Annotated in this window: 22 protein-coding genes and 1 tRNA gene; 12 read left to right on the forward strand and 11 right to left on the reverse strand. The window is 37.3% G+C overall.

Features of this window, described 5'->3' with window-relative positions:
* Positions 1-22: 22 nt before the first annotated feature.
* The 4 genes from thiI to refZ all read right to left on the reverse strand — a co-directional run bounded on the left by thiI (position 23) and on the right by refZ (position 5,021).
* Positions 23-1,225: a tRNA uracil 4-sulfurtransferase ThiI gene (thiI, locus tag MKX55_RS15920; RefSeq protein ID WP_339233469.1), complete on the reverse strand. Its 1,203-nt coding sequence runs from the start codon at positions 1,223-1,225 to the stop codon at positions 23-25.
* A gap of 5 nt (positions 1,226-1,230) precedes the next feature.
* A complete protein-coding gene (locus MKX55_RS15925; RefSeq protein ID WP_339178590.1) occupies positions 1,231-2,373 on the reverse strand; it encodes a cysteine desulfurase family protein in 1,143 nt (380 codons plus the stop codon).
* Between the two features lie 156 nt (positions 2,374-2,529).
* Positions 2,530-4,224, reverse strand: a complete 1,695-nt coding sequence (ezrA, locus tag MKX55_RS15930; protein ID WP_339233470.1) for a septation ring formation regulator EzrA — start codon at positions 4,222-4,224, stop codon at positions 2,530-2,532.
* Between the two features lie 173 nt (positions 4,225-4,397).
* Positions 4,398-5,021 (reverse strand): forespore capture DNA-binding protein RefZ, encoded by a 624-nt coding sequence (refZ, locus tag MKX55_RS15935; protein WP_042535390.1) that lies wholly within the window; start codon positions 5,019-5,021, stop codon positions 4,398-4,400.
* 130 nt (positions 5,022-5,151) lie between these two features.
* Between refZ and MKX55_RS15940 the strand changes: the two genes are divergently transcribed.
* Together MKX55_RS15940 and rpsD are read left to right on the forward strand one after the other, a co-directional pair.
* Complete coding sequence (locus MKX55_RS15940; protein WP_339178594.1) at positions 5,152-5,631, forward strand: GAF domain-containing protein; 480 nt, start codon at positions 5,152-5,154, stop codon at positions 5,629-5,631.
* Between the two features lie 395 nt (positions 5,632-6,026).
* Positions 6,027-6,629, forward strand: a complete 603-nt coding sequence (gene rpsD, locus MKX55_RS15945; RefSeq protein WP_339178597.1) for a 30S ribosomal protein S4 — start codon at positions 6,027-6,029, stop codon at positions 6,627-6,629.
* A gap of 120 nt (positions 6,630-6,749) precedes the next feature.
* On the opposite strand, the gene MKX55_RS15950 is transcribed toward rpsD, so the two are convergent.
* Positions 6,750-6,950, reverse strand: coding sequence for a CsbD family protein (locus tag MKX55_RS15950; RefSeq protein ID WP_339178599.1), 201 nt, complete (start codon positions 6,948-6,950; stop codon positions 6,750-6,752).
* A 139-nt stretch (positions 6,951-7,089) separates the two neighbouring features.
* A complete protein-coding gene (locus tag MKX55_RS15955; RefSeq protein WP_339178602.1) occupies positions 7,090-8,325 on the reverse strand; it encodes a dicarboxylate/amino acid:cation symporter in 1,236 nt (411 codons plus the stop codon).
* A 293-nt stretch (positions 8,326-8,618) separates the two neighbouring features.
* Here MKX55_RS15955 and MKX55_RS15960 point away from each other — a divergent pair.
* From MKX55_RS15960 to MKX55_RS15975, 4 genes are all read left to right on the forward strand, one after another.
* Positions 8,619-8,691 (forward strand) — tRNA-Val (locus tag MKX55_RS15960).
* A gap of 187 nt (positions 8,692-8,878) precedes the next feature.
* Positions 8,879-9,343: an NUDIX domain-containing protein gene (locus MKX55_RS15965; RefSeq protein ID WP_339178604.1), complete on the forward strand. Its 465-nt coding sequence runs from the start codon at positions 8,879-8,881 to the stop codon at positions 9,341-9,343.
* Positions 9,344-9,526: 183 nt separating this feature from the next.
* Positions 9,527-11,254, forward strand: a complete 1,728-nt coding sequence (locus MKX55_RS15970) for an ABC transporter ATP-binding protein (RefSeq protein ID WP_339233471.1) — start codon at positions 9,527-9,529, stop codon at positions 11,252-11,254.
* Complete coding sequence (locus tag MKX55_RS15975) at positions 11,244-13,049, forward strand: ABC transporter ATP-binding protein (RefSeq protein ID WP_339233472.1); 1,806 nt, start codon at positions 11,244-11,246, stop codon at positions 13,047-13,049. Before MKX55_RS15970 ends, MKX55_RS15975 begins: the two co-directional genes overlap by 11 nt.
* 402 nt (positions 13,050-13,451) lie before the next feature.
* Here the strand turns inward: MKX55_RS15975 and MKX55_RS15980 are convergent, their stop codons facing one another.
* A complete protein-coding gene (locus MKX55_RS15980) occupies positions 13,452-14,729 on the reverse strand; it encodes an aminotransferase class V-fold PLP-dependent enzyme (RefSeq protein WP_339233473.1) in 1,278 nt (425 codons plus the stop codon).
* Positions 14,730-14,753: 24 nt separating this feature from the next.
* Positions 14,754-16,016: a dicarboxylate/amino acid:cation symporter gene (locus tag MKX55_RS15985; protein ID WP_339233474.1), complete on the reverse strand. Its 1,263-nt coding sequence runs from the start codon at positions 16,014-16,016 to the stop codon at positions 14,754-14,756.
* A 133-nt stretch (positions 16,017-16,149) separates the two neighbouring features.
* On the opposite strand from MKX55_RS15985, the gene MKX55_RS15990 reads away from it, so the two are divergent.
* From MKX55_RS15990 to MKX55_RS16010, 5 genes are all read left to right on the forward strand, one after another.
* Complete coding sequence (locus MKX55_RS15990) at positions 16,150-17,049, forward strand: LysR family transcriptional regulator (RefSeq protein ID WP_339233475.1); 900 nt, start codon at positions 16,150-16,152, stop codon at positions 17,047-17,049.
* Between the two features lie 748 nt (positions 17,050-17,797).
* Positions 17,798-18,523 carry an alpha/beta hydrolase-fold protein gene (locus MKX55_RS15995; RefSeq protein ID WP_339233476.1) on the forward strand — a complete coding sequence of 242 codons (726 nt, stop codon included), beginning with the start codon at positions 17,798-17,800 and terminating at the stop codon, positions 18,521-18,523.
* 89 nt (positions 18,524-18,612) lie between these two features.
* The gene (locus MKX55_RS16000; protein WP_339178610.1) at positions 18,613-19,125 is read left to right on the forward strand and encodes a YjcG family protein; all 513 of its coding nucleotides are present in this window, start codon (positions 18,613-18,615) and stop codon (positions 19,123-19,125) included.
* 6 nt (positions 19,126-19,131) lie between these two features.
* Positions 19,132-19,557, forward strand: coding sequence for a GNAT family N-acetyltransferase (locus MKX55_RS16005; RefSeq protein ID WP_339233477.1), 426 nt, complete (start codon positions 19,132-19,134; stop codon positions 19,555-19,557).
* 111 nt (positions 19,558-19,668) lie between these two features.
* Positions 19,669-20,382 carry a DUF421 domain-containing protein gene (locus MKX55_RS16010; RefSeq protein WP_339178614.1) on the forward strand — a complete coding sequence of 238 codons (714 nt, stop codon included), beginning with the start codon at positions 19,669-19,671 and terminating at the stop codon, positions 20,380-20,382.
* Positions 20,383-20,438: 56 nt separating this feature from the next.
* Here MKX55_RS16010 and MKX55_RS16015 read toward each other — a convergent pair whose 3' ends face one another.
* On the reverse strand, positions 20,439-20,687 hold the full coding sequence (locus tag MKX55_RS16015; protein WP_339233478.1) for a hypothetical protein: 249 nt from the start codon (positions 20,685-20,687) through the stop codon (positions 20,439-20,441).
* 344 nt (positions 20,688-21,031) lie between these two features.
* On the opposite strand from MKX55_RS16015, the gene MKX55_RS16020 reads away from it, so the two are divergent.
* Positions 21,032-21,502: a CotY/CotZ family spore coat protein gene (locus MKX55_RS16020; protein WP_339233479.1), complete on the forward strand. Its 471-nt coding sequence runs from the start codon at positions 21,032-21,034 to the stop codon at positions 21,500-21,502.
* 58 nt (positions 21,503-21,560) lie between these two features.
* On the opposite strand, the gene MKX55_RS16025 is transcribed toward MKX55_RS16020, so the two are convergent.
* The gene (locus tag MKX55_RS16025) at positions 21,561-22,007 is read right to left on the reverse strand and encodes a CotO family spore coat protein (protein ID WP_339233481.1); all 447 of its coding nucleotides are present in this window, start codon (positions 22,005-22,007) and stop codon (positions 21,561-21,563) included.
* Positions 22,008-22,144: 137 nt separating this feature from the next.
* On the reverse strand, positions 22,145-23,524 hold the full coding sequence (mgtE, locus tag MKX55_RS16030) for a magnesium transporter (RefSeq protein WP_339178622.1): 1,380 nt from the start codon (positions 23,522-23,524) through the stop codon (positions 22,145-22,147).
* Between the last annotated feature and the right edge of the window lie 142 nt (positions 23,525-23,666).

Genomic DNA, 23,666 nt, shown 5'->3' on the forward strand with positions numbered 1-23,666 from the left:
ATAATTATCCTTTTAATACGGCTTAGAAAAGGTCTGTAAAATCCTCATTAAACAAGGTCTTCTCGGTTACTTTTATGGTTTCTATTCCCTCTATTGCTTCTTCAATGGAAGGTGTAAAATCGTATTTCGATTCATAGAAATTCACTTTATCCCGCTTCGGCTTTGTTTTTGGAGATTTCGGTACAAAGATCGTACAGCAATCTTCATACGGTAATATCGATGTTTCATATGTGCCGATATCCTGTGCAATTCGAATAACCTCATCCTTATCCATCGCAATCAATGGACGGATAATAGGGTAATTGGTCACTTCATTAATGGTGTGCATGCTGTCCATGGTTTGACTTGCCACCTGCCCAAGATTCTCTCCTGTAGTCAAGGATAAGATTCCTTCACGCTTGCAAAGCTCCTCACTGACACGAAACATCACACGGCGCATAATGGTCATCGCATAATCATTCGGCATCTCTCTAAAAATTTCCTGCTGTAATTTGGTAAACGGAACAATATGCACTTTGATTGATTTCCCATATTTCGTCAGCTGCTTCGCTAAATCCAGCACCTTTTGCTTTGCGCGTTCACTGGTGAATGGCGGAGAATGAAAATGAATTGCTTCTAAATGTACGCCTCTTTTCATTGCTAACAAGCCGGCCACCGGGCTGTCGATTCCTCCTGAAAGCAGCAGCAGCGACTTTCCTGAAGTTCCGACTGGCAGTCCGCCCCGGCATTTGATGGCGCCGCTCGTAATATAGGTCGCTTCCCTACGTATCTCTACTTTAATTTCCAAATCAGGGTCATGTACATCTACGGTAATATCCTCCGTATTCGTTAATAAATGACTGCCCAAGATATGATTCATTTCTCCCGAATGCTTTGGGAAATCTTTTTTGGTACGGCGAACGCTCATTTTAAATGTTTTCACATTCGGCTCCCGCTTTAATGCATAGAGAGCCGCTTCTTTCATTTCTTCCACATCGTTCTCTACACGAATTGCCAGACTTAAGCTATGAATACCAAAAACGTTTTGTAGTTTTTCGATGATTGGCTCCGGTGGATTGCCATTTAGCAGGACAAACATTCTGCCTTGTGTCCGCATTACTTTCACACCTTCAAACTCTTTTACCTTCTGGTGTATATTATCATGAAGCTTTAATATAAACTGCTTGGCATTTTTTCCTTTTAATGCTAACTCTCCATAACGAATTAATATATGATTATATTGCATATTATCTACCTCAATACCTCTTTAAATTGTTGAATTGCTTTTTTTAATTCCTCTACAAAAATCGCCGCTTCTGCTTCCGTATTCTCGTAAGAAAAGCTTACCCGCAAGCCGGAAGAAGCAACTTCATTTGGTTTTCCACAGGCAACGAGCACATGGCTTTCTGTTAAATCCCTGGAGGAACAAGCAGATTTTGTTGAAATATATATTTCCTTCTGGCTTAAACTGTGGATAATAACCTCCGGCTTGATTCCAGGAATGGAAAAATGAACAATATGATTCGCACCATCTTCCGGACTGTTGATTTCTACATCCTCCATCTGATGAAGTTCATTTATAAGCTTATCATGCAGCCTTTTTAAAACATTATCCTTCTGATTGCTTTCCTTTTCTTTGATTAACCGCAATGCTTTTACAAAGGAAACAGCGCCTGCTACATTCTCTGTTCCTGAACGAATACCCGATTCTTGACTGCCGCCATGCAAAAGCGGATATAATTTCGCTGTATGATTGACATACAGAAGCCCGGTTCCTTTTAGACCGTGAATTTTATGACCGGAAAAAGTGCATATATCAATCCCCGAATCCGCAAGTTTTAAAGGGACCTTCCCTAAACCTTGTACGGCATCCACATGAAATAATACTTTCGGATATTTTTTTAAAGCAGCCCCAATTTCTTCAACCGGTTGAATCGAACCAATTTCATTATTCACTTGCATCATAGTAACAAGAATAGTATCTTTTCTAATGGCTTTTTCCACATCTGCTGCAGAAACAGTTCCATTTTCTGTCACAGGTAAATAGGTAATTTCAAAGCCCAGTTTTTCCAGACTCCCGCAAGTATCATGAATCGATGGATGCTCTGCTCCAGTGGTAATAATATGTTTGCCGCGTGATTGATGCTCCAGGGCAACTCCTTTGATGGCAGTATTATTCCCTTCAGTCCCTCCGGAAGTAAAGATGACCGTTTCTCTGGAGACGCCAATTAAATCCGCCGCCTGCTGTCTGGCTGCCTCCAGCAATTTTTCAACTTGCCCTCCTAAAGGATGTATGGACGAGGGGTTGGCAAAGTAGTTAGCAGACACTTTTGTAAAACTATCTACGACTTCTGAATGCGGCTTCGTCGTCGCACTATTATCAAAATATATCATATTTGCACCTTCTTACATTAAATCTAGTTGCGTAAACAAAAATGTAAGGCTGACCTAAGCAATAAGTATTTTATTCTTAGCGACAGCCTTCATCTTATATTTCTTATGTTATCGTAGTGGAAAACCTGAGGAGCTTACCATTTGTTAAAAATTATTTTAATTGTTTCTTTCCTCTTGATACGATTCTATTTTCTTTAAAGCACCGGGTTCTACCTCTTCAACTGCATTGGCAGCATGCTCTAAAGAGAGCTCATATTCAAAATTACGGAATAACCTTTCAGCTTCCTTCAGCTTTTGATCCAGCTCTGAATTTTGGCTCCTGTAGCGGTTTGCATATTGAATCACCTGCTCCGTCAAGTAAGCCTGATCCAACATCATATCCACTTGTTCATAAGCTTGATCAATCGAGCTTTTTGCTTCCGTCAATGCGTGCTGTACGCTGCTCATATCCAACGGGTAGGTTTCTAATGCTTCCATTACTTTATTGTTTTTTTGCAATGCTGTTTCAAAACGCGTCCAAATATAACTTGGCACTCCTGGTATATTACTCTTTTTCAGCTTTCTATTCAACTCTGCAAGCTGACCGTGCATTTCTTCCAGCTTGTCTCTTGCTTCCAGTTCATCTTTCCGTAAATTTGCGATAGACTTTTTAAACGATTCATGTTCTTCTTCCAGCTCTTCAATCTTTTTAAAGCCTTCTTCAATTCCTTTTTTCAATTCAGAATGAGATTGTTTGTCATCATCTATACTCTGCTCTACTGTTTCTACATGATTTTTCAAAGCCTTGATCGTTTTACCCATGGTTTGGAAACGTTCCATATCATCGTCTTCTACGTGGTAAGCTTTTTGGATCTCTTCAATTTCCAGTGTTGCTGCTTCATACGTAGCACTTATCTGCTTTACTGAATCTTCATACTCCGGAGCTTTCTGCTCTATATAATTTTTAGCAATCGCTTCCCCTTCCAGTGCTTCATACATTTCTGAAATACGGGTCTCCATTTGCTGAAGCTGCTCTTCAACTTCCGTTATATCTGCTGTTTCCAGCTGAGATTCCAAGCCTTTCAATTGTTCCTGATATGTAATAATTTCTTTTTCAAAACCTAAGTGTTTAATCCGGTACCCATCTTCCTTCATCTCTTTCATACCAGCGGAAAGATTTGTTAATTGTGACGGCATATCCTGCTTTACTTGTTTGAGCAAATCAGGGAATAATTCTAATTTATTCTCTACCGTTTGAGTACTTTCCTTTAGCTCTTGAACACTTTCATTTGCTTTTAAATAATCACCATCATTCACAAATTCATCGTATTGCTCCAGCATCAGTTCCAATGCATCAATTTCTTTATCAAATTCCTTTTCAGCCTTGCCATACTGGTATCTGGATTGGGAAAGCATGCTTCTTAATCCTTTGATTCTAGGCTTTAACTCCTCCGCGCTTTCACGTCCATTTGCCTCTGCACGAAGTAATTCCTCTAACTCTGCAATAATTTCTTTTATTTCTTCTTCTGTTTTCTCCAGATGACTTTCCGCTTCTTTTAAAATCTTGTTTGCTTTTGGCACAAGAAAACGGTCAGCTGCTTCCTCTGCATTCACAAGATATTTTTCTACGTCAGGCAAGGATTTTGTTACGATTTTTTCCCATTCTTCTTTCCAGGTTTCAAATTTCTCTAAAGTCTCCCCAGAAAGATTCAATGCTTTAATTTGCCCAATCTGTTTTGCTACATCTCTATCCGTGATATCTAATTTCCATTTTTCTATATGGTCCACATGATCGTAAACTCGTTTTCTTACAATTAAAGCAACGGTTAAACATACAATAATCGCTAAAATAATCCCTACTACGACAGCCATACTTTGCCTCCCAACCAATAAACCTCTATATAAATATATCAACAATTATAAAAATCACAATAATATATCCTTTATAATATCATGTATTCCGCCCTTTTGGCTAAAGAAAATACATTTTTCTTACCAATTCAACAACTTTTTATTGTAATACGAAGAAAAAGACATATTTTTTATTATTGAATCTCCCCTCCTATTCTCACATCTGTATTAAACTGTATCCATTTTTGTATACTTTTCGTATATTTCTTAACAAATTGTTCATGAGCAAATTCCCCTACAATTTGATCTTTCCAATCCGAATGCAAAATATAAGGGGTAATCAGCATCCCCTTCAGCTGCATAAATAAATAATGCTTCTCTTCCTGTCCGACGCTTTTACCAATTGTTTCCTGAAACAGAGCTTTTAAATAATAGTTTTCTTTCGCCAGATAGGTGACTGTCATTTCTCTGACGAACACGGAATCAAGAGATAATTCGCGCTGAATAAAACATGTTAATTGATGATGCATTTGCTTATAATGTATAATTGTAAAAATTAATTCATTTAATCGATAGATTGCAGCATCGGCTTCTGTTTTTTCCAGTGATTCTTCTATTTTTTCTAAATATGCTTCATAATAGTTTGTTACAGCATATTCTAAAAGGCCCTGCTTCCCTTTAAAATAATAGCTGATCAAGGAAACATTCACAGAGGCCCGCTCTGCAATATCGCGCACAGAAGTGCCATGGAATCCTTTTTGAAAGAATAGGGAGGAAGCAGCATCAACTACTTTTTGCTTCGTTATATTATTTTTCATTCTTTTCAACTCCTTACTCTATTCATACGACAAAGAAAGGGATAAATCCTTTAATCGATTATCGACAATAAATTTCAATATGTCATTATTTGTCACGCTTTTACTATAAACTTTTAGGAGGTAATACATCATGTTTCAACAACTTGATTATTCTGGAGAAAAAACAAAAGACTATGAGCTTCTTATTAAACAGCTGGATGCACTATCCACAGGAGAATCAAATCAAACCGCGCTATTAGCAAATGCTTCCTCTCTGCTCAACCAATTTTTAGATGAAGTTAACTGGGTTGGATTCTACTTAACCGAAAACGAAGAATTAGTGCTCGGCCCCTTTCAAGGACTTCCTGCATGCATTCGTATCCCTTTTGGAAAAGGAGTTTGCGGTACTGCGGTTTCTGAAAATAAAACACAGCGCATAGCAGATGTCCATCAATTTCCTGGTCATATCGCCTGCGATGGAGCGTCAAAATCTGAAGTTGTTATTCCTATTTCCCGGAATAACGAAATTATCGGCGTTTTGGATATTGACAGTCCGATATATGACAGATTCGATGCGATTGACCAAGATAATTTAGAAAAATTTGTTGCACAGCTTGAGAAACATTTATAAACGTTCTTTTTCACTATAAATGGTAACTGTAGATATATTCATTATAACGGATTCGAATGCATAATAAATCATTTTTGCTCTTAGAGAAAAAATAATATTCTAATTTAACATTTTGTTAATTCCACTCTGATTTAGCTTGATTTATTTAACTCTATGTTAATTTTATGTTGACAAGCGTATGTGTAAATTATATACTATAGTTTGTGTAAAATAATAAAGTGGCCTAAGTGAGTCGACGCTTGCACTCATTTTGTTCCTTTGTAAGTTTCAGCTTATAAAGGTGTATCGTGTAACTCTCTGCTGCTGGAGCGATGGTACATGAAAACATAATGAACAACGGAACGATCACGCGCGTTTTATTTTATGCAAATAAAACATAAAGGAGGAAATGTCCTATGTCACGTTATACTGGATCAGTATGGAAGAAATCACGTCGTCTTGGCATTTCATTAACTGGAACTGGTAAGGAATTAGATAAACGCCCTTACGCTCCTGGTCAACATGGACCGAACTCACGCAGAAAACTATCTGAATACGGCTTGCAAATGCAAGAGAAGCAAAAACTACGCTTCATGTACGGATTGAACGAACGTCAATTCCGTAACCTGTTCAATAAAGCTGGTAACATGAAAGGTATCCACGGTGAGAACTTCATGATTCTTCTTGAATCTCGTCTTGATAACCTTGTTTACCGTTTAGGTCTTGCTCGCACACGCAAGCAAGCACGTCAATTGGTTAACCATGGTCACGTTACAGTAGATGGCGCTCGCGTAGATATCCCATCTTACTCTGTAAAACCAGGTCAAGCAATTGCTCTTCGTGAAAAATCTCAAAAACTAGATATCGTTACAGAAGCGATTGAAGTGAACAACTTCGTACCAGAATATACTACTTTTGATGCGGAGAAAAAAGAAGGTACGTATGCTCGTTTCCCTGAGCGTTCTGAACTTCCAGCTGAGATTAACGAACAGCTTATTGTTGAATTCTACTCTCGTTAATAACGAGAATCCTATTCAAAACCCCGGATTTCTTGGTAGACAAGAAATCCGGGGTTTTGTTTGTGTGAAAAAAGTTGATAAAACGATTTTCAAAACGATATTGATGCAAAAACAGCTCTATTATTTCGTATTATCTTCATTCGAACTATTCAGCTCATCTTTTATTTCACCTTTTTTATCTTTTGCGGCACCCTTTGCTTTATCAGCTTTTCCTTCCGCTTGCTTTTTCGGGTTATCGGTTGCTTTGCCGTACGCTTCTTTTGCTTCACCTTTTACTTTATCTCCTGCACCTTTAATTTTATCTTTAAAACCATCACTCATGTTAATATACCTCCTACGAAATCTAACAATTTATTTATATTATTTGTGTTCCACGAATAATATATTTCTAAACTAAATAATTTAAAAAAGGTGCTGTACCCCAAACTTACCGGGACACAGCACCTTTGCATTTTATAAATTAAGTCCTGGCGGCATCTGCTTTCTCCATCCAGTCCTTCCCTTCGATATGTCTTGCCACAACCATACTCGACACCGTATCACCAGTAGAGTTCACCATTGTAGCTGGCGGGTCAACAACCACTCCAATAGCTGTGATGATTGGCAGGGCCTCAATCGGAAAGCCATACAATGTAATAATCATTAACTCTCCTGTAAAACCGCCGCCCGGGATTCCGCTCATAACGATACCAGATAATAAACAAATACCAATGGCAGTTAAAAATGTATCGATTCCAGTGAAGTCCTGGTTAAACACGCCAAAGATAAAAGCGATTTTTAACATCGCAGATAGACAGGAACCATCCATATGAATGGTTGCTCCAAGCGGCATAATAGTCTCGCGAATATCTTTCGGAACACCGATTCGTTCGGCTGCCTGCAGGTTAACCGGGATTGTTGCAACACTGCTTCCAGTCCCCAGCGAGGTTGCAGCCGGTCCTAGTATATTCTTCCAAAAGCGGCTGACCCCTTTTCCTCCGCCGGCAAGAAAGGCATATAATGTAAAACCAATTGCGAAATACAATACAGCCACTGGGTAATAAACAATCACTGCTTTTGCATAATCACCAATCAACGCTGTCCCAAATTCTCCTACTAAAGATGCAAAATAAGCACCGAGTCCAATCGGAGCATAATACATAATGAGTTTGATCAACTTCATAAACACATCAGAAGCACTCGTTAGTAATCTTCCAAATGGCCTCCCCTTTTCTCCTGTCAATCCAGTTGCAACACCAATCAGTATTGACATAACGATAAGAGCCATCATGTTATCTCTTGAAAATAAATCAACAAAATCTGGTACAGTAAATGTATTGACTAATTGATCTGATAAGCTTTGCTCTTCCACATTTTCAGGAGCATTTAACGGAATATCTACGCCTGATCCAGGCTCAAAAATAACTACTGCAATAAGCATAAATACAGAGGCAATCACCCCCGTTACGATAAATACGGTAATCATCGATCCCATGATTTTCCCAAGCCGCTTCATGCTATCCATGCTGGCAATAGCTGAAGAAATCGAGAAAAATACAAGCGGGATAACAATCATAAATAATAAATTAATAAATAAATCCCCAAAAGGTTTGATGACAGTTGCATCTTCTCCAAAAATCAATCCAATTATCGCTCCAATAATAATAGAAGCTAAAAGAATAAGTGGAAATCGATAGGCTTTTAATTTTTCTAGCATTTTTATATTTCCTCTCTCTTTCAAATTAAATATAATGTAATCTATTTCATTTTACAGGAAGGAAGAATTGAAGGAAAGTTATTAAATATTCTTATGATTTTAAATTTATCTATATCCGGGCAGCATAATCTCTTTATTCTGGTTCAATGTGTGGGTATGCAGAGGAAATTATCTAGTAGATAAAGCAGACACTAAAAGATTACTTTTCAATACGATTCTTTCGAATAAAATAAATATTTATTAGCTTGTCTTCTGCTTCATTTGGCTGTATAATATAATTTGTACTTACATACGATTCCGTAGCTCAGCTGGGAGAGCGCCACCTTGACAGGGTGGAAGTCGTTGGTTCGAGTCCAATCGGAATCATTCATTAATAAATAGCGACTTCTAATCATTTAGGAGTTGCTATTTTTTTATTTATTAATCCTCTTTATCTAACATTCTACAGGTATTTAGTTATTCTTGTTTTAAACTGGTTCATTATGAATACGTTTAGAAAATGTGATTGTTTCTAAACTCACTTAAAAATTCCAATCAACTAAGGAGGACTACAATGAATATAAGAAACTCAGCAAAAGCAATTATTATTCAGAATAAACAACTGCTTACAATTAAAAAACGAGATAAGGACGGATACTACTTTATCTTGCCCGGCGGCGGCCAAGAACATGGAGAAAATTTGCATCAAACATTAAGCAGAGAATGTTTAGAGGAAATCAATGCTGCTGTTGAAATAGGTAACCTATTATTCGTCAGAGAATATATAGGAAAAAACCATGAGCATGCTGCGTTTGATTCCAAATTGCATCAAATGGAGTATATGTTTTTGTGTGATGTTAAAAGCAGCAATAGTGAAATTAGAAATGGCTCGGTGCCCGATGATGGACAAGTAGGTATTGAATGGCTGCCGTTAACAGATTTATTAAATTATCGATTATATCCTCAAACACTTCGTGAAAAAATCATGGCTTATGAATCAGGTAAGGCATTTTCTGTATATTTAGGTGATATCAATTAATATCACCGATTAACAGCAGTACGATTCTAATAACAGTTTTCTAAATACAATACCCTGGCGTCACTTCGTAACCCGAACCAAATACTAGCTTATCTATCTTCATTCATTCTATAATATAATAAACAATTTATTTCCATTTTAATTTCTGAATACTTTTACTCTTTTAGTTGGCGGGTGGTTGATTTGCGAAAGGTGTTTTCCTATTTAAGACCTTATACATTTCCTTCAATAATTGCATTCTCATTAATGCTTATCGAGCTTACGGTAGAGCTGCTGCTTCCCCTCTTCTTGGGACTGATGATTAATCAAGGGGTAGTAAATCAGGATATTCAAAATATTTCATTTTGGGGTTCGATTATGATTGGCCTGGCTCTTTTATCCTTTCTTGCAGGCGTTCTAAATTCTTTTCTATCCTCTCATGTCAGCTTTTCCTATGCTTATGATTTGCGGGAGGAACTATTTTCCAAGATTCAGAACTTCACCTATGCAAAATTAAATAAATATCCTACATCTTCTCTGGTTACACGGTTTACAAATGATATCCGTCAGATTCAGAATACTGTTTTCATGGTGCTTCGGATTATGGCAAAAGCACCATTGACTGTTCTTGGCGGCGTTATTATGGCTTTTGTAGTCAATGCGCAGCTGGCATTGATTTTTTTAGTCACTGTCCCGCTGCTCATTTTATTTCTTTTATGGATATTAAAAATTTCAAGCAAATTATTTAAACAGGTACAGAGCAATGTAGATAATGTCAATCGTGTCATGCAGGAAAACCTTGCCGGAATGAGACTGATCAAAGCCTTTACCCGCCGCAGCACAGAAGAAAACCGATTTGATGGCGCCAACCGGACACTTGCTGTCACGACCCGGAAAACCTTTCGAATTGTGGAATCAACCGGTCCTGTTTTATTGTTTGTTATGAATTTAAGTTTAATTTTTATTATCTGGTTCGGAAGCATCCAAACTGTTAACGGGCAGGCAAATATTGGTGAAGTTGTTACGATGATCAATTATGCGCTTCGTGTAGCGATGGCCATTTCCATGTTTTCTTTTATTATCATGATACTTTCCAGAACAAAGGCGTCTGCCGAGCGAATCAGCGAGGTGCTCACAGAGGAAGATGGAGAACAAGAGAAGCTAAAACAGGCGGGTTTTTCTTTGTCGAAAGGACGCATCGTATTTGAAAATGTTTCTTTCCGTTATCCGGACGCATTAAAGGAAACATTATCAGATATTTCATTCTCCGTAAATGCTGGTGAACGACTGGCGATTATTGGAGCAACAGGGTCCGGAAAGACTTCTTTATTCCAGTTGATACCCCGCCTTTACGAGCCTTCTAAAGGAAATATTTACGTAGATGATATACCTTTAACGGACTATTCCTTCAAGGCTTTACGAGATGGTATCGGTTACGTTCCGCAGACACCGCTTTTATTTACCGGCTCTATTTTTGACAACATCGCTTTTGGAAAAAAAGACGCAACAATGGATGAAGTGATTCAAGCAGCGAAGGATGCACAAATCCATGATACGATTCAGCATCTGGAACATCAATATGAAACCAGAGTCGGTCAGAAAGGAGTAAATCTCTCAGGCGGACAAAAACAACGTATCTCTATTGCCCGCGCCCTTATTCGCAAGCCGGAGATGTTAATGCTCGATGACAGTACAAGTGCACTTGATTTAGCTACTGAAGCACGTTTTCTGCAAGCATTGGATCATTATCCATGTACAGTTCTTCTGATCACGCAAAAAATAACTACTGCTAAAACGTCCGACCGGATACTCCTGCTTGACCAAGGGAAAGTTCTGGATATCGGCTCGCATAATGAACTGCTCGACCGCTCTGAATTATACCGGGCTGTCGCAGAATCACAGCAGGAAAAGGAGGTTCTCCATGCGAAATAGTTCTTTAAAAGCAGCTTTTCAATATAAACGAATTGATGTATCAAATGTGAATACAGGTGCTTCAAAAAAAGCAGAAAACATGGGAGCTGCCTTAAAACGAATCTGGAACTATTTAAAAATGGAAAAAGGGAAATTATTTCTTGTCATTTTCATGGTCGTTATCAGTTCATTATTTGCTCTATTGGGTCCCTTTCTAGTCGGAATGTCCATTGACCATTTTATTGCAGTCGGGCAGCTAAACGGACTTGGTCTGCTGCTTTTAGGTTTGGTTATCGTCTACATGATCCATTCCTTATCGCTTTTTCTGCAAAACTATTGGATGGTAGATATTGCACAGCAAACTGTATATACACTGAGAAAAAATTTATTTGAACAATTTCACCGCCTTCCTATCTCCTACTTTGACCAGCGGCAGCATGGAGAGTTGATGAGCCGGTTAACCAATGATATCGATAATGTTAATAACACCCTGAACCAATCAGTGATTCAAATTTTCGCCAGTGTGCTTACTTTAATCGGCACAGTCAGTATTATGCTCTATCTGAGTCCTATTCTGACAGCTGTTACGATGTCGATTATTCCGGTAATGTTTTTCGCGATGCGCTGGATTACAAGAAGAACCGGCCCTCTATATAAATTACAGCAGCGGGATCTGGGAGATGTAAACGGCTATGTAGAAGAAATCGTTTCCGGTCAGCATGTTGTGAAGACGTATTCACAGGAGGATTATGTAAAAGACCAGTTTGAGCGAAGAAATAAATCCTTGCAGAATACTGGTTTTTGGGCTTTGACCATCTCAGGGTTCATCCCAAAAATCATGAATACCTTGAACTTTTTAAGCTTTGCGATGATTGCCTTTGTTGGCGGTGTGCTGGTTATCACATCAGACGGAGCACTGGTTACTGTCGGAACGATTGTTATCTTTACTGAATATGCGCGACAATTCACCAGACCTTTAAATGAATTATCGAACCAATTCAACTTGCTGCTATCCGCTATCGCGGGTGCAGAAAGAGTATTTCAGGTAATGGATGAAACACAAGAGGAAATTGATGAGGACGAGGCAATAGATCTTCCAGATACAAAAGGTCATCTTGTTTTTGATCATGTCGGCTTCGGTTACGAATCAGCCGACATTCTAAATGATATCAGCTTTGAAGCAAAGCCCGGAGAAACAATTGCATTTGTAGGCCACACTGGTGCCGGGAAAACTACCATTATTAATCTGATCTCCCGCTTTTATAATTATGATAGCGGTCAGATTACACTGGATGACATCGATATAAAAAAAATAAAGCGGACCAGTCTCCGGAAGCATATGGCTTTTGTTTTACAGGATACATTCTTATTTCACGGAACGATTCGGGAAAATATCCGTTACGGCAACTTAGATGCGACGGATAAAGAAGTAGAACAGGCTGCGAAAGATGCGAATGCTCATGACTTTATCATATCTTTGCAGGATAAATACGATACCGTTTTGGATCAGGACGGAAGCGGAATCAGTCAGGGACAAAAACAGCTGTTGACCATCGCCCGCGCATTATTAGCAGAGCCGAAAATTTTAATCCTTGATGAGGCGACCAGTAATATTGATACCGTAACAGAGCTGCACATTCAAGAAGCATTAAAACGCCTGATGAAGGATTGCACAAGTTTTGTTGTCGCCCATAGACTCAATACGATTCGGGAAGCAGATAAAATTATCATGCTGGAAGGTGGAAATATCATGGAACAGGGCAGCCACGAGGAGCTTATGAAGCGGAAAGGGAAATATTATCACCTTTATCAATAAAATGAGCTCTAAGCAAAAAAATTCTTAAATTAAGTATATATTTACTAATTCCGATGTAATAGAGAGCCATAAATTTACTAAATCGACTCCTTCCCTATTTATCGATGTTTTCTCATCGCTTAAAAGAAAACAGTCTTACAAAAAAAGAAATTGCAGAAAATTTTTTGTCTACATCCAGGATTACAGGAAAGTTTTCAATGGATTCGCTTTTCCAATATATTATTCATTGATTGTAACTTTTTTTAATTAAAATTATAATCAGAAATGTTTTTGACAAGTGCTTAAGTCAGCTATATAGATAACCTTGATCGCTAAAGTACGAAACAATAAAATATTAAAAAACCTGCCCAAAAGTCTATCAAATCCATGCATTGGGCAGGTCTAAACAAATTACAATTCTTATTAATTCTTTTCCGATATTTTTCTTGTTACTTCAAGAAATTTATCAATATCTCCGGAAGTATGGCAATGAATAGGTGATACCCGGACGATTGCCTTAAGGCCAACTGATTCTAGAATTCTTTTCGAATAATGACTAGTTGATTCCCTAGCATAAACTAATATATTGTTCTCTCCATATAGCTTCACTGCATCAGTACAGGAAATATTGTCAAATGTCAGAGCCAAAATTAGATCTTGATTCACTCCATTTGCTTCCTCAAAATGCACATTCACATTTTTTAGGTATTTAGTACCTTTAACTCTTGTGGAGCCATACAACAAACGGTGTAAAATTGCTTGTTCTTGAAAATGGATTCGACTCATACCTTCCACAATTAAATCTCTTCTGTTATTGGAAGTGCTAAAATATCCGCCAATCTCACAGATATAGTCTATTATTTTCGTGAACCCAGCAAAATGGGAAGGCGTAGGACTCCCTACGTCCCAATTGTTTTCCTCTGTTGCCAATAAACGCTGGTGCGGGAGGGAGGAAACTCGATCAGAAAGGTATCCAAATCCAACCCCACGATTACCAAACATTTTATATGGAGCAATATTAAGTGCATCTATATTCCAGGTATCAATATCAATTACCCCATGAGGCGCTCCTTGTACTGCATCAACAACTACAAAAGTATTTGGATTTTTCTTCTTTATTTCTTCAGTGATTTTTTTTATATCATGCATTGCACCAGTTATATTGGAAGTTAAAATTACTGATACTATTACTGTCTCTTCATCAACTAGTTCCACTATATTGGGAATCGGGATGCTTCCAGATTTAAAATCTGCTTTCGCTATTCTTAACTCTTGATTGTATTGTTCAGCAGCAAACTGACATGCGTCATAAGAAGATGGATGTTCAATTTCAGTTGTTACAATATTTCCTTTCTTACAGGATGCAGCAATCGTTGTTATCATTTCAAACATTAACTTAGAAGCTGTCAATGATGAAGCAATGGAGCCTCCTTTTGCATTTAAGAAAAGCCTGATGTCCTTTTTACCTTGCTCAATAATTCTCCGAATATCCAATGCTATATCGTGTGTTCTTTCTGGACAATCGGGTATAGCAGATAAACGGGACTGCTCTTCCACTGCAGATTTTAAACGTAATGATCCTCCAGCATTCTCAAAGAAAATCCGAGACTCTCCATCAGGGTTTTTATTTAAATACATAAAACTTGAATTCAATCTATTTTGCAGCTCGTTTGGAAAAAATTCTTTATTGCGTTTTTTCATTAAATCACTTCTCCTTTATTACTGTTAGAAAGTATCTTCTTTTCCCACATTTATTTTTTTATTTTTAGATGCGAATACTTCCTCATCAAGATCATTTGTTTTCTTTCCTATGATTGTTGTTCCATTTAAATCCCCTACGATATTCAAAGTTGTATGACCCATATCAATCACCGGCCAAATTGCAGCTAATATAGGAACTATTAATAAAGGCATCCCTAGCGCCTCCAATAAAACAATTGAAAAAACCACGCCAGCTCCACGAACTCCTGCAGCTCCAATAGAAAGGACTAGACCTAATAAAACAAATTGTAAAATTAAAGAAATAGTAATATCAAGACCGTATAAGTTAGCTGCGAATACAGAAATAACACCAAGAGCTACTGCAAACCCATCCATGTTAACTGTCGCTCCAAAAGGTATAGTAAAACCCGATGTTTTTTCCGAAATTCCCAAGTTCTTTTTTGATACCTGCAAAGAGATTGGGATGGTAGCATTACTAGTAGAGGTTGTAAAGGCAAATAACATAGATGGATAAATATTTTTGTAAAATTGTATCGGATTTAACCCCGTAGTTATTTTTAAAATAACAGGATAAACCAATAACAACACAATTGCCATTGCTATATAATCAGCAACCACAAACGAAATAACTGAAGACAGCATATCAGAACCAAATGTACCAACCATGTTGGCAAGTAATGCAAAAATTCCATAAGGTGCTAATTTGATAACATACTCTGTCAATTTCAACATGATATTTGCACTTTCATTTATTATCTTTACCCCAGTAGGGACTTTTTCCTGTCCGATAGCCAACATTACTAGCCCAATGATTACAGTAAAAATGATAATTGGCAGCATATCCATATTACTTAAAGATTCAAAGATATTCGTCGGTATCCAGGAAAGGAAATGTTCTACAAAATTAAAATCACTTGATTCAACTGTTTCATTATGATTTAAAAGTGATTGGTTTCCTTTCCCCGGTTGAATAATCAATGCAGTTATTATCCCGATTGATGTTGCTATCAGGCTCGTAATAACAAGATACAGCAAGAAACCGCCACCAACTTTTCCCACAGATTTCGCATTCTTCATTTTTAAAATACCTGCCAAAATGGAAGTAATCACCAATGGAATAATCAACATTTGTAATAATTGAATAAATAAGGTGCCAAGTGGCTCAAGATACTTGGCATAATCTCCTAACAGAAGCCCTGCTACAATACCCAGTAATCCGCCAATAGCAATTTGCGTATATAACGGCATTTTAAACCAGCGTTTCATATCCATCCCCCTCTTTTTTGTAAGCCCTTTCAATATTCCGTTGAACAAAATTGTAACAAATAGTTCATATATGGTAAAATTAAATTTATAGGTATTAATTATAAGAAAAATCGATATTAAAAGGAAAGATACTATGAATTGGACTCAAGTGGAAGCATTTTTAACAACAGTAAGACTTGGAAGCTTCTCCAAAGCTGCAAATAACTTGTTTGTCTCTCAGTCAACCATTAGTCAAAGGTTAAATGCCATAGAAGAAGAATATGAAATTACCTTGTTAAACCGTGACAGAGGGATAAAAGGTATATCTTTAACAAATGAAGGAGAACATTTTTTTCAAATTGCTTTAAAATTTGAATCATTATTATCCGAAGCTCAAAATGTAAAATCAATGAATAAAAGTACCACCGTTACAATTGGAGCAGTCGATAGCGTTCATAACTATATTTTAAAGTCTTTGTACACTATAATTACGAAAGAATTGTCTAATGTTAGGCTTGCAATACGTACGTATCAGTCAAACGAAATTTACTCCTTAATTGACCAAAGAGAAATTGATATTGGTTTTCCATTACAGGAGCGTATCGTTCGTAATGTTAATGTTACACCGCTGTTTACAGAGGAATTAGTTCTTATACAAAAGAAAGAAAACAATTTTCCCAATAAAATTATTGAGAATAATAAGCTTTGTCCAGAACATCAGCTTTTGATTAATTGGGGAATTGATTATCAAAATTGGCATGAAAAACATTGGGGACCGATTACTAATACCTTTATCCAAATCGACACGGCAAAAATCATGCAAGATTTAATACAACAGGAAAACCTATGGGCTATAGTACCTGTCTCCATCGCGAGGAGTTTTTATACAGAGGGATTAGTCGATGTGTTTTTACTCGAAGATCCTCCACCCCCCAGAACTTGTTACCATGTAGAAAAAGAAGGGGCCAAGAATTACCCTGATCAAATCAACCAGATTATCTTACGTTCTAAACCTTTCATCGAAAAAATTGTTAGGCCATGGAAAATTGATTAGTTTACATTTAAAATGTTTTACAGAGATATGGCATTATATCAACCAATAACTATCAATGAGTATTCTCGTGATAAGCCTCGTTTATTTATTAATACAGTTTAGAAAGTTCTAGTTCTTTTTTTAGAATTGCTTGCAAAAAACTTCGAGGATAAAGTGCCATTCCTCAAGATGCAGTAACACAAGTAAGTTATTAATTCCTGCTTTCTTTATTGAACCTTCTGATAACAACACTCTTCAATTTGAAAAATTGCATATGAATTTTCTATTAAGGAGTAAGTGTCGGGGTTTGCTGTTTTCCTTTTAAAATTCCCCATATTTACAAACCTGTTCACCTTTCTGAGCTTGCTCATTTTTCCGTCATCCTTTTTGAGCTCGAAATGGTTTTTCAATTTTATTATGTAACTGTTGTATATCTAAAACTTATATATGTTTCATTCAGCTCTGTGGAGTATAGTTTTTAGGACTATACTCCTCCCTATAGTACACGAAATAATGTTATTAACTAAACTTTACAAACGTACATAATAGTAAACTTTTAATAGTCTGCAGACATTAAAAAGCTAATTGATAAATTTTTATTTTCCTGAGGTACTTCTTGAGATAAACGCAATTATTTATAATTTCATTTCCCAAAGCTGAATAAAATATGCTTCAAAAGGACGTTCAAGTGACAGCACCATCACACAATGATAAACTGTTTCTAGACGATAAAAACATATTACACATTAAAAAAATGGAGGTGGGAAGCTTGCGCAGGAAAGGTAAAATGATTGAAAAAGAAATAAACAGCTCCTTTTTAGGAGAAACGATGACATTGCAGATTTATCATCCTGAAGTTTTTTCTACAGCATATAAATATGAAATCTGCATCATGCAGGATGGAAAGGATTACTTTCAGATGGGACGAATCGCTACATTAAGCGACAAGCTTCATGATGAAAAGGAAATGCATAATGTGATTTTTGTGGGAATTCATTACAAAGATAAATATGACCGCAGAGAAAAATATCACCCGTCCGGCGAGCAGAATGAAGCATACACAGATTTTCTCATCCAGGAAGTCGTGCCATACTTAGATGAATTGATTCCGGCAAATCACCAGGGAAAATCACGTTCGATCATTGGCGATTCTCTGGCAGGAACATTGGCATTGATGACCGCAATGAAATATCCGGATCTATTTGATAAAGCAGGACTCCAGTCTCCTTATGTTGACGATAAGGTGTTAGCACATGTCGAACAGGCAAAGCCTCTGACCACACTGGACATTTATCACACCATCGGTACAAAGGAAACAGAAGTAAAAATGAGCGACGGGAATACAGCTGACTTTGTAGAACCGAACCGCAAATTAAATCAGGCATTGGAAAAAGCAGAAGCAGCGTATACCTATCATGAATTAGAGGACGGCATTCATACATGGAAGTATTGGCAAAATGATATGCGCCGCCTGCTCACAACTTTATTTGATTAAAATTTCTATTTTCCATTTCTTTTGCTATACTTATGTAAATACAGATTATTTATAGCTGATAATAATTTATATACTAGGAGGTTGTATGAATGAAATATGGAATCGCTATTTTCCCTTCAAAAAACGTACAGGATCAAGCCAATGCATTAAGAAAGCGTTACGACCCAAGGTACGCATTAATCCCTCCGCATATTACATTAAAGTACCCGTTTGAAACAGATCCGGAGCAGATTGATGACGTGGTTCAGGAGCTCCATAAAATTGCGGGCAGCGTAGACCCTTTTTATATTCATATCAATAAGGTAAGTACGTTTGAACCGATTACCAATACGATTTATTTGAAAGTTGAACCAATCGAACAGTTACAAACACTCAATGAACAGCTGCAGCAAGGAATACTTGAAAATAACCAAAAACACTCTTACGTACCGCATATTACGATTGCTCAGGATTTGGAGCATGATGAATTCTCGGATATTGTAGGGAGATTAAAAATGGAAGGTTTTGCAATCAAGGATTATATTGACCGCTTCCAGCTGTTATACGAATTAGATAACGGTTCTTGGACGGTATATGAAACATTTTTATTAGGAAAGGAATAAACACGCATGCTCGTAAAAACCGCACTGACTCCGGAAGAATTACAAGATGTCTATCACATTCGAAATGAGGTATTTGTAGATGAACAAAACGTGCCTCCTGAAGAAGAGATAGATGAATTCGATAAAACAGCAACGCATTTTATCGCCTATGCTGAAGAAACCCCGGTTGCAGCCGCCCGTCTGCGCTTCACAGAAGACGGTTATGGCAAATTAGAGCGTATCTGTGTGCTCAAATCTCAGCGCGGGAAGGCTATCGGCAAGAAATTAATGCAAAAAATGGAAGAAGAAATTACAAATCAGGATTATCATCTGGCTAAATTAAACGCACAGACACATGCGCAGCTTTTTTACCAAAAGCTTGGCTATGAAGTGACATCTGGAGAATTTATGGATGCAGGCATTCCTCACGTCACCATGATAAAAAAATTATAAAGTTATAAATAGAGGCCCTTATCTCTGGCAGATAAGGGTCTTTTTTAATACATTTTTTCTCTGCTTCTGTACACACTATAAAATACTGTGTACATTAAAGGAGCGTATGATATGTCTAGTTATATGAGTATGTTTACAGAAGTTATCTTTGGTTTTTTCGCATTATTTTTAATCACAAAATTATTAGGCAAAACACAGATTTCTCAGATTACCCCATTTGATTTTATTTCTGCATTGCTCTTGGGAGAATTAGTCGGAAATGCTTTATTTGACCCAAACGCCGGCATACCGGAAATAGCATTCGTCGTAGCTCTATATGCTATTCTCATGTATATTATTGAAATCGTTTCACAAAAGTATAAGCGGACCAGACATCTGCTTGAAGGAAGTCCGACCATCATAATCCATCGCGGCAAACTTGTCCGGGATATGATGAAAAAAACCAAGCTGGATATTAATCAGCTGCAGCACCTTTTAAGAGAAAAAGATGTGTTCTCTATCAGTGAGGTAGAATTTGCGGTATTAGAAGCAAATGGAACGGTTTCTGTTCTGAAAAAAACGGATTATCAAACGCCTACACGCAAGGATTTAAAATTATCTCCCCAGGATGTTACCTTGCCTATAACGCTCATTAATGACGGGGAAATCATTCAAGATAATATGGAAGAGAAAAATCTTCCTTTATCCTGGCTGGAGGAGTCTATCCATGAACAGGGGTATAAAGATGTTTCAGAAATTTTTTATGCAGAGTATACAAAAGGGAGTCCTCTATACATTGTTCCCTTTTTTAATCGTGAACATAAAAAATATAAAGATTTTGATTGATACTGTTTTTCCGCTTAACTGTATAAAAGCATTCCTTTTTTAGAACAGGAATGCTTTTATACATATTTATTGACGTATCTTCCTCTCCCGGTAATAATGGAAGAATCCAATGGCAGCTCTATCGGCTTTTGAGGTTCAGACCGATTGCGGTAATAACGGTCATACGTTGCACTAAGCTCCTGATGTTTTCTATCCAATTGAACCTTAAATGCACTTTCTACTTGATCAGCTTTTTTCTGAGTCGGCTGTACTCTTTGATGATAATCAGCATACTGTGAAGTCTGCACCGGAAGAATATATCCCATCCCCCGCACCTCCTTTGTATAGTCACCTTTATATACCCTTCCTCAAAAAATTTGAAACCGCTTTTTTATATTATATACAATTTCTTAATTTTTGTATAGTCAGAATTTTTCTGCATTGTAACTGGTGCGGTTACCAATGTTGTCAAGTTAATCAACCGCTACGACGGATTATGATGGGGCGGGTAATCGCAGTCCCAGTCCCATTCAGACCCCCGCTGAATGAAGTTTCACTTTATTTTTATTGAAATAGCCATTCATCATGACCACACTCGCCCACACCAACACAGGGAAGACACATATCCTATAAGGAAAGAAAATTCAAATTGTGAAAGGAGCAATTTCTCATGGGTTGTGGAAAAAATTACGATACCGGAAGTTGTGTAGCAGATATTTTAAAAGACATTGTTGATGCTCAAAATGACATTGTAGAAAATTGCTGTGATACGAGCTGTGAACAATCAATCAACGACCTCTTATGCACAAATGAAGTAACCAACGATTTAGACACCGTGCCTGTTATTTTATACTGTAAGGATTGCAAACCTTTTAAGGGGTTTGGCACAACGAAAAACCATCACAACAAAATGAATCCTATTTTATCCAGCTTTATTTTCAGGGTGAAAAAAGTAGATAAAAATAATTGTGCTATTCTTGAGTTATTACTCAGTGATGGAGAAAGCTGCGGTTTTGATCATATGAAGGATCCTACAGACCAAAACACCGATGACCTGGAAGCAACAGGTATTTGTATCACAGTAGATTTAGATTGTTTCTGCCATGTTACTTGCTTACCAGCAATTAGAGCATTTCACTAAAATAGCAGCAAGAACTAAAAAGACACCATCCAGGTAATATATTCCTGGACGGTGTTTTTTAAAAACCTAATAACTGAATGCTTTCAATATCCTTAATTGCAATTTCTACCCTGTTTTTCCGGTTATTCAACTGTAAAAAAACAGTATCTTTTTCTGTTTCACGAATAATGCCCCGGTATTTTTTATTAGAAGCTGTCATTACTTCACACCTTAGCGACGGAGCAAATTCAGATCGATTGGTTAAATAATTTATTTTCTCCGGAATCGTCATTTCCATAAACTTTTTCTTGCTCGATTGCTGTTCTTCTGACCGGGAGCTCTCGGCTGATGGTCTTTTTTTATCTTTTGGCTGTGTTTTATTCAAAGGCGGGACTTCGTTTGAATGGAGTTTCCTCTGTCTTCTATAGTCGCCAACATAATTCTCCTGCATCGGAGCTTGAGACGCTTTCAGCTGCGGCTGGCTGATGTAAAGTAAAGGAGATTGCGCTTTATTTTTTTCTGTCATTGGTCATTACACCCCTTCTCGGCTTATCTTGTATAGTCTATGAACCTAGATTTTGTTTTGTGTCAAAAGCGCCATGGTCTCTACATACGAAAAGGATTGCCTCTAATTTGTGAGACAATCCTTTTTCAGTCTTATAATCAAATCAAATAACTCATAAATGCAGTGGCCATTCCGAAATAAATCAATGTAGAGATAAGGTCATTAATCGTTGTGATAAATGGCCCTGAAGCGACTGCCGGATCAATATTCAATCGATTCATCAGCATCGGGATAAGAGCCCCTGCTAATGTTGCTACAAGAAGGGAACCCATAATAGATAACCCTAAAAGTATGCCTAAATAAATACTTCCTTGCCATATAAAAATAATTGCTGCAAGGATAATTCCACAGAATACCCCATTGATGAGTCCTGTTAATGCTTCTCTGCCCAAAAGCTTCCATTTCCCAGTATTTTCAAATTCTCCTGTTGCCATTCCTCGTACGGATACAGCAAGTGCCTGGGTCCCAGAATTACCTGCTGTTCCTCCAATCAAAGGAATAAAAGCAGCTAAAATGGCTACCTGCTCCAAGGTTTCTTCAAAACTGGCAATCAATGTAGCAGTTAACATACCTAAAAATAACAGGATAACCAGCCAAGGAAGTCTTTTTCTTGCTGAACGAATCGCTGTATCATCCTTAATATCCGTATTGGACATCGCCGCTAATTTGGAGTAATCTTCACTGGCCTCTTCTTCCATAACATCTAAAATATCATCGACCGTGATAATACCTAGAAGGTGATCTTGAAAATCCACTACCGGAAGTGCAAGAAAATCATAATCCCTGAACATCTGTGCAACATCTTCCTGATCCTTTGCAACGGATACAGCAACAACTTTGGTACTCATGACTTCTTTAATCAATGTATCATGGTCCGCAATAATTAAATCTCTTATTGATAAAACACCGACTAAATGTTTATCATCATCGAGAACAAACAAGTAATAAATCGTCTCAGCGTCTGGAGCTTCTTTTTTTAGCTGATTCATCGTCTCGGAAACAGTTTGATTTTCAAAAAGTACAACATATTCTGTTGTCATGATACTACCAGCAGTTTTTTCTTCATAATGAAGCAGCTGTTTAATATCGTTAGCAGATTCCTTATCCATGATTGTTAAATAACTGACTACTTTTTCTTTATCCAGCTCATTCAAAATATCGACTGCATCATCGACAGGCATTTCAGCAAAAATCATCGCAGCATATCTCGGATCCATCTCCTCAAAAAACTCAACGACATCATCCAAATCAATATTGATTAATATCTCTGACATTTCTTCAGGAGATAAATACGTGTATATCTGTGACCTTCTTTCTTCATCCTGCTGCTGGAAAAATACAGCCTGATCATATGGATGGTTTTCCAGAAACTCTGTCCGAAACTCCTCCATGTTTTCCATTTCCAAAGCTTCTTGAACTTTATCAATATGTTCTTGAAACTGTTCTTCATATTGAACATCATATTGATCCTTTTTCATAGCAATTCCCCCTTTCTTTTCACTGATTTTCTTATTCTTACACATCCTTCCCTATTTTACAAGATGCGAAACAAATAGCAAGTCTTACAGCAGCAAACAAGAACTTTATCTCACTAGATGATCAGCTTTTTCTTTGCCGGCT

The sequence above is a fragment of the Oceanobacillus sp. FSL W7-1281 genome, from assembly GCF_037969835.1.
Lineage (GTDB): Bacteria > Bacillota > Bacilli > Bacillales > Amphibacillaceae > Oceanobacillus > Oceanobacillus oncorhynchi.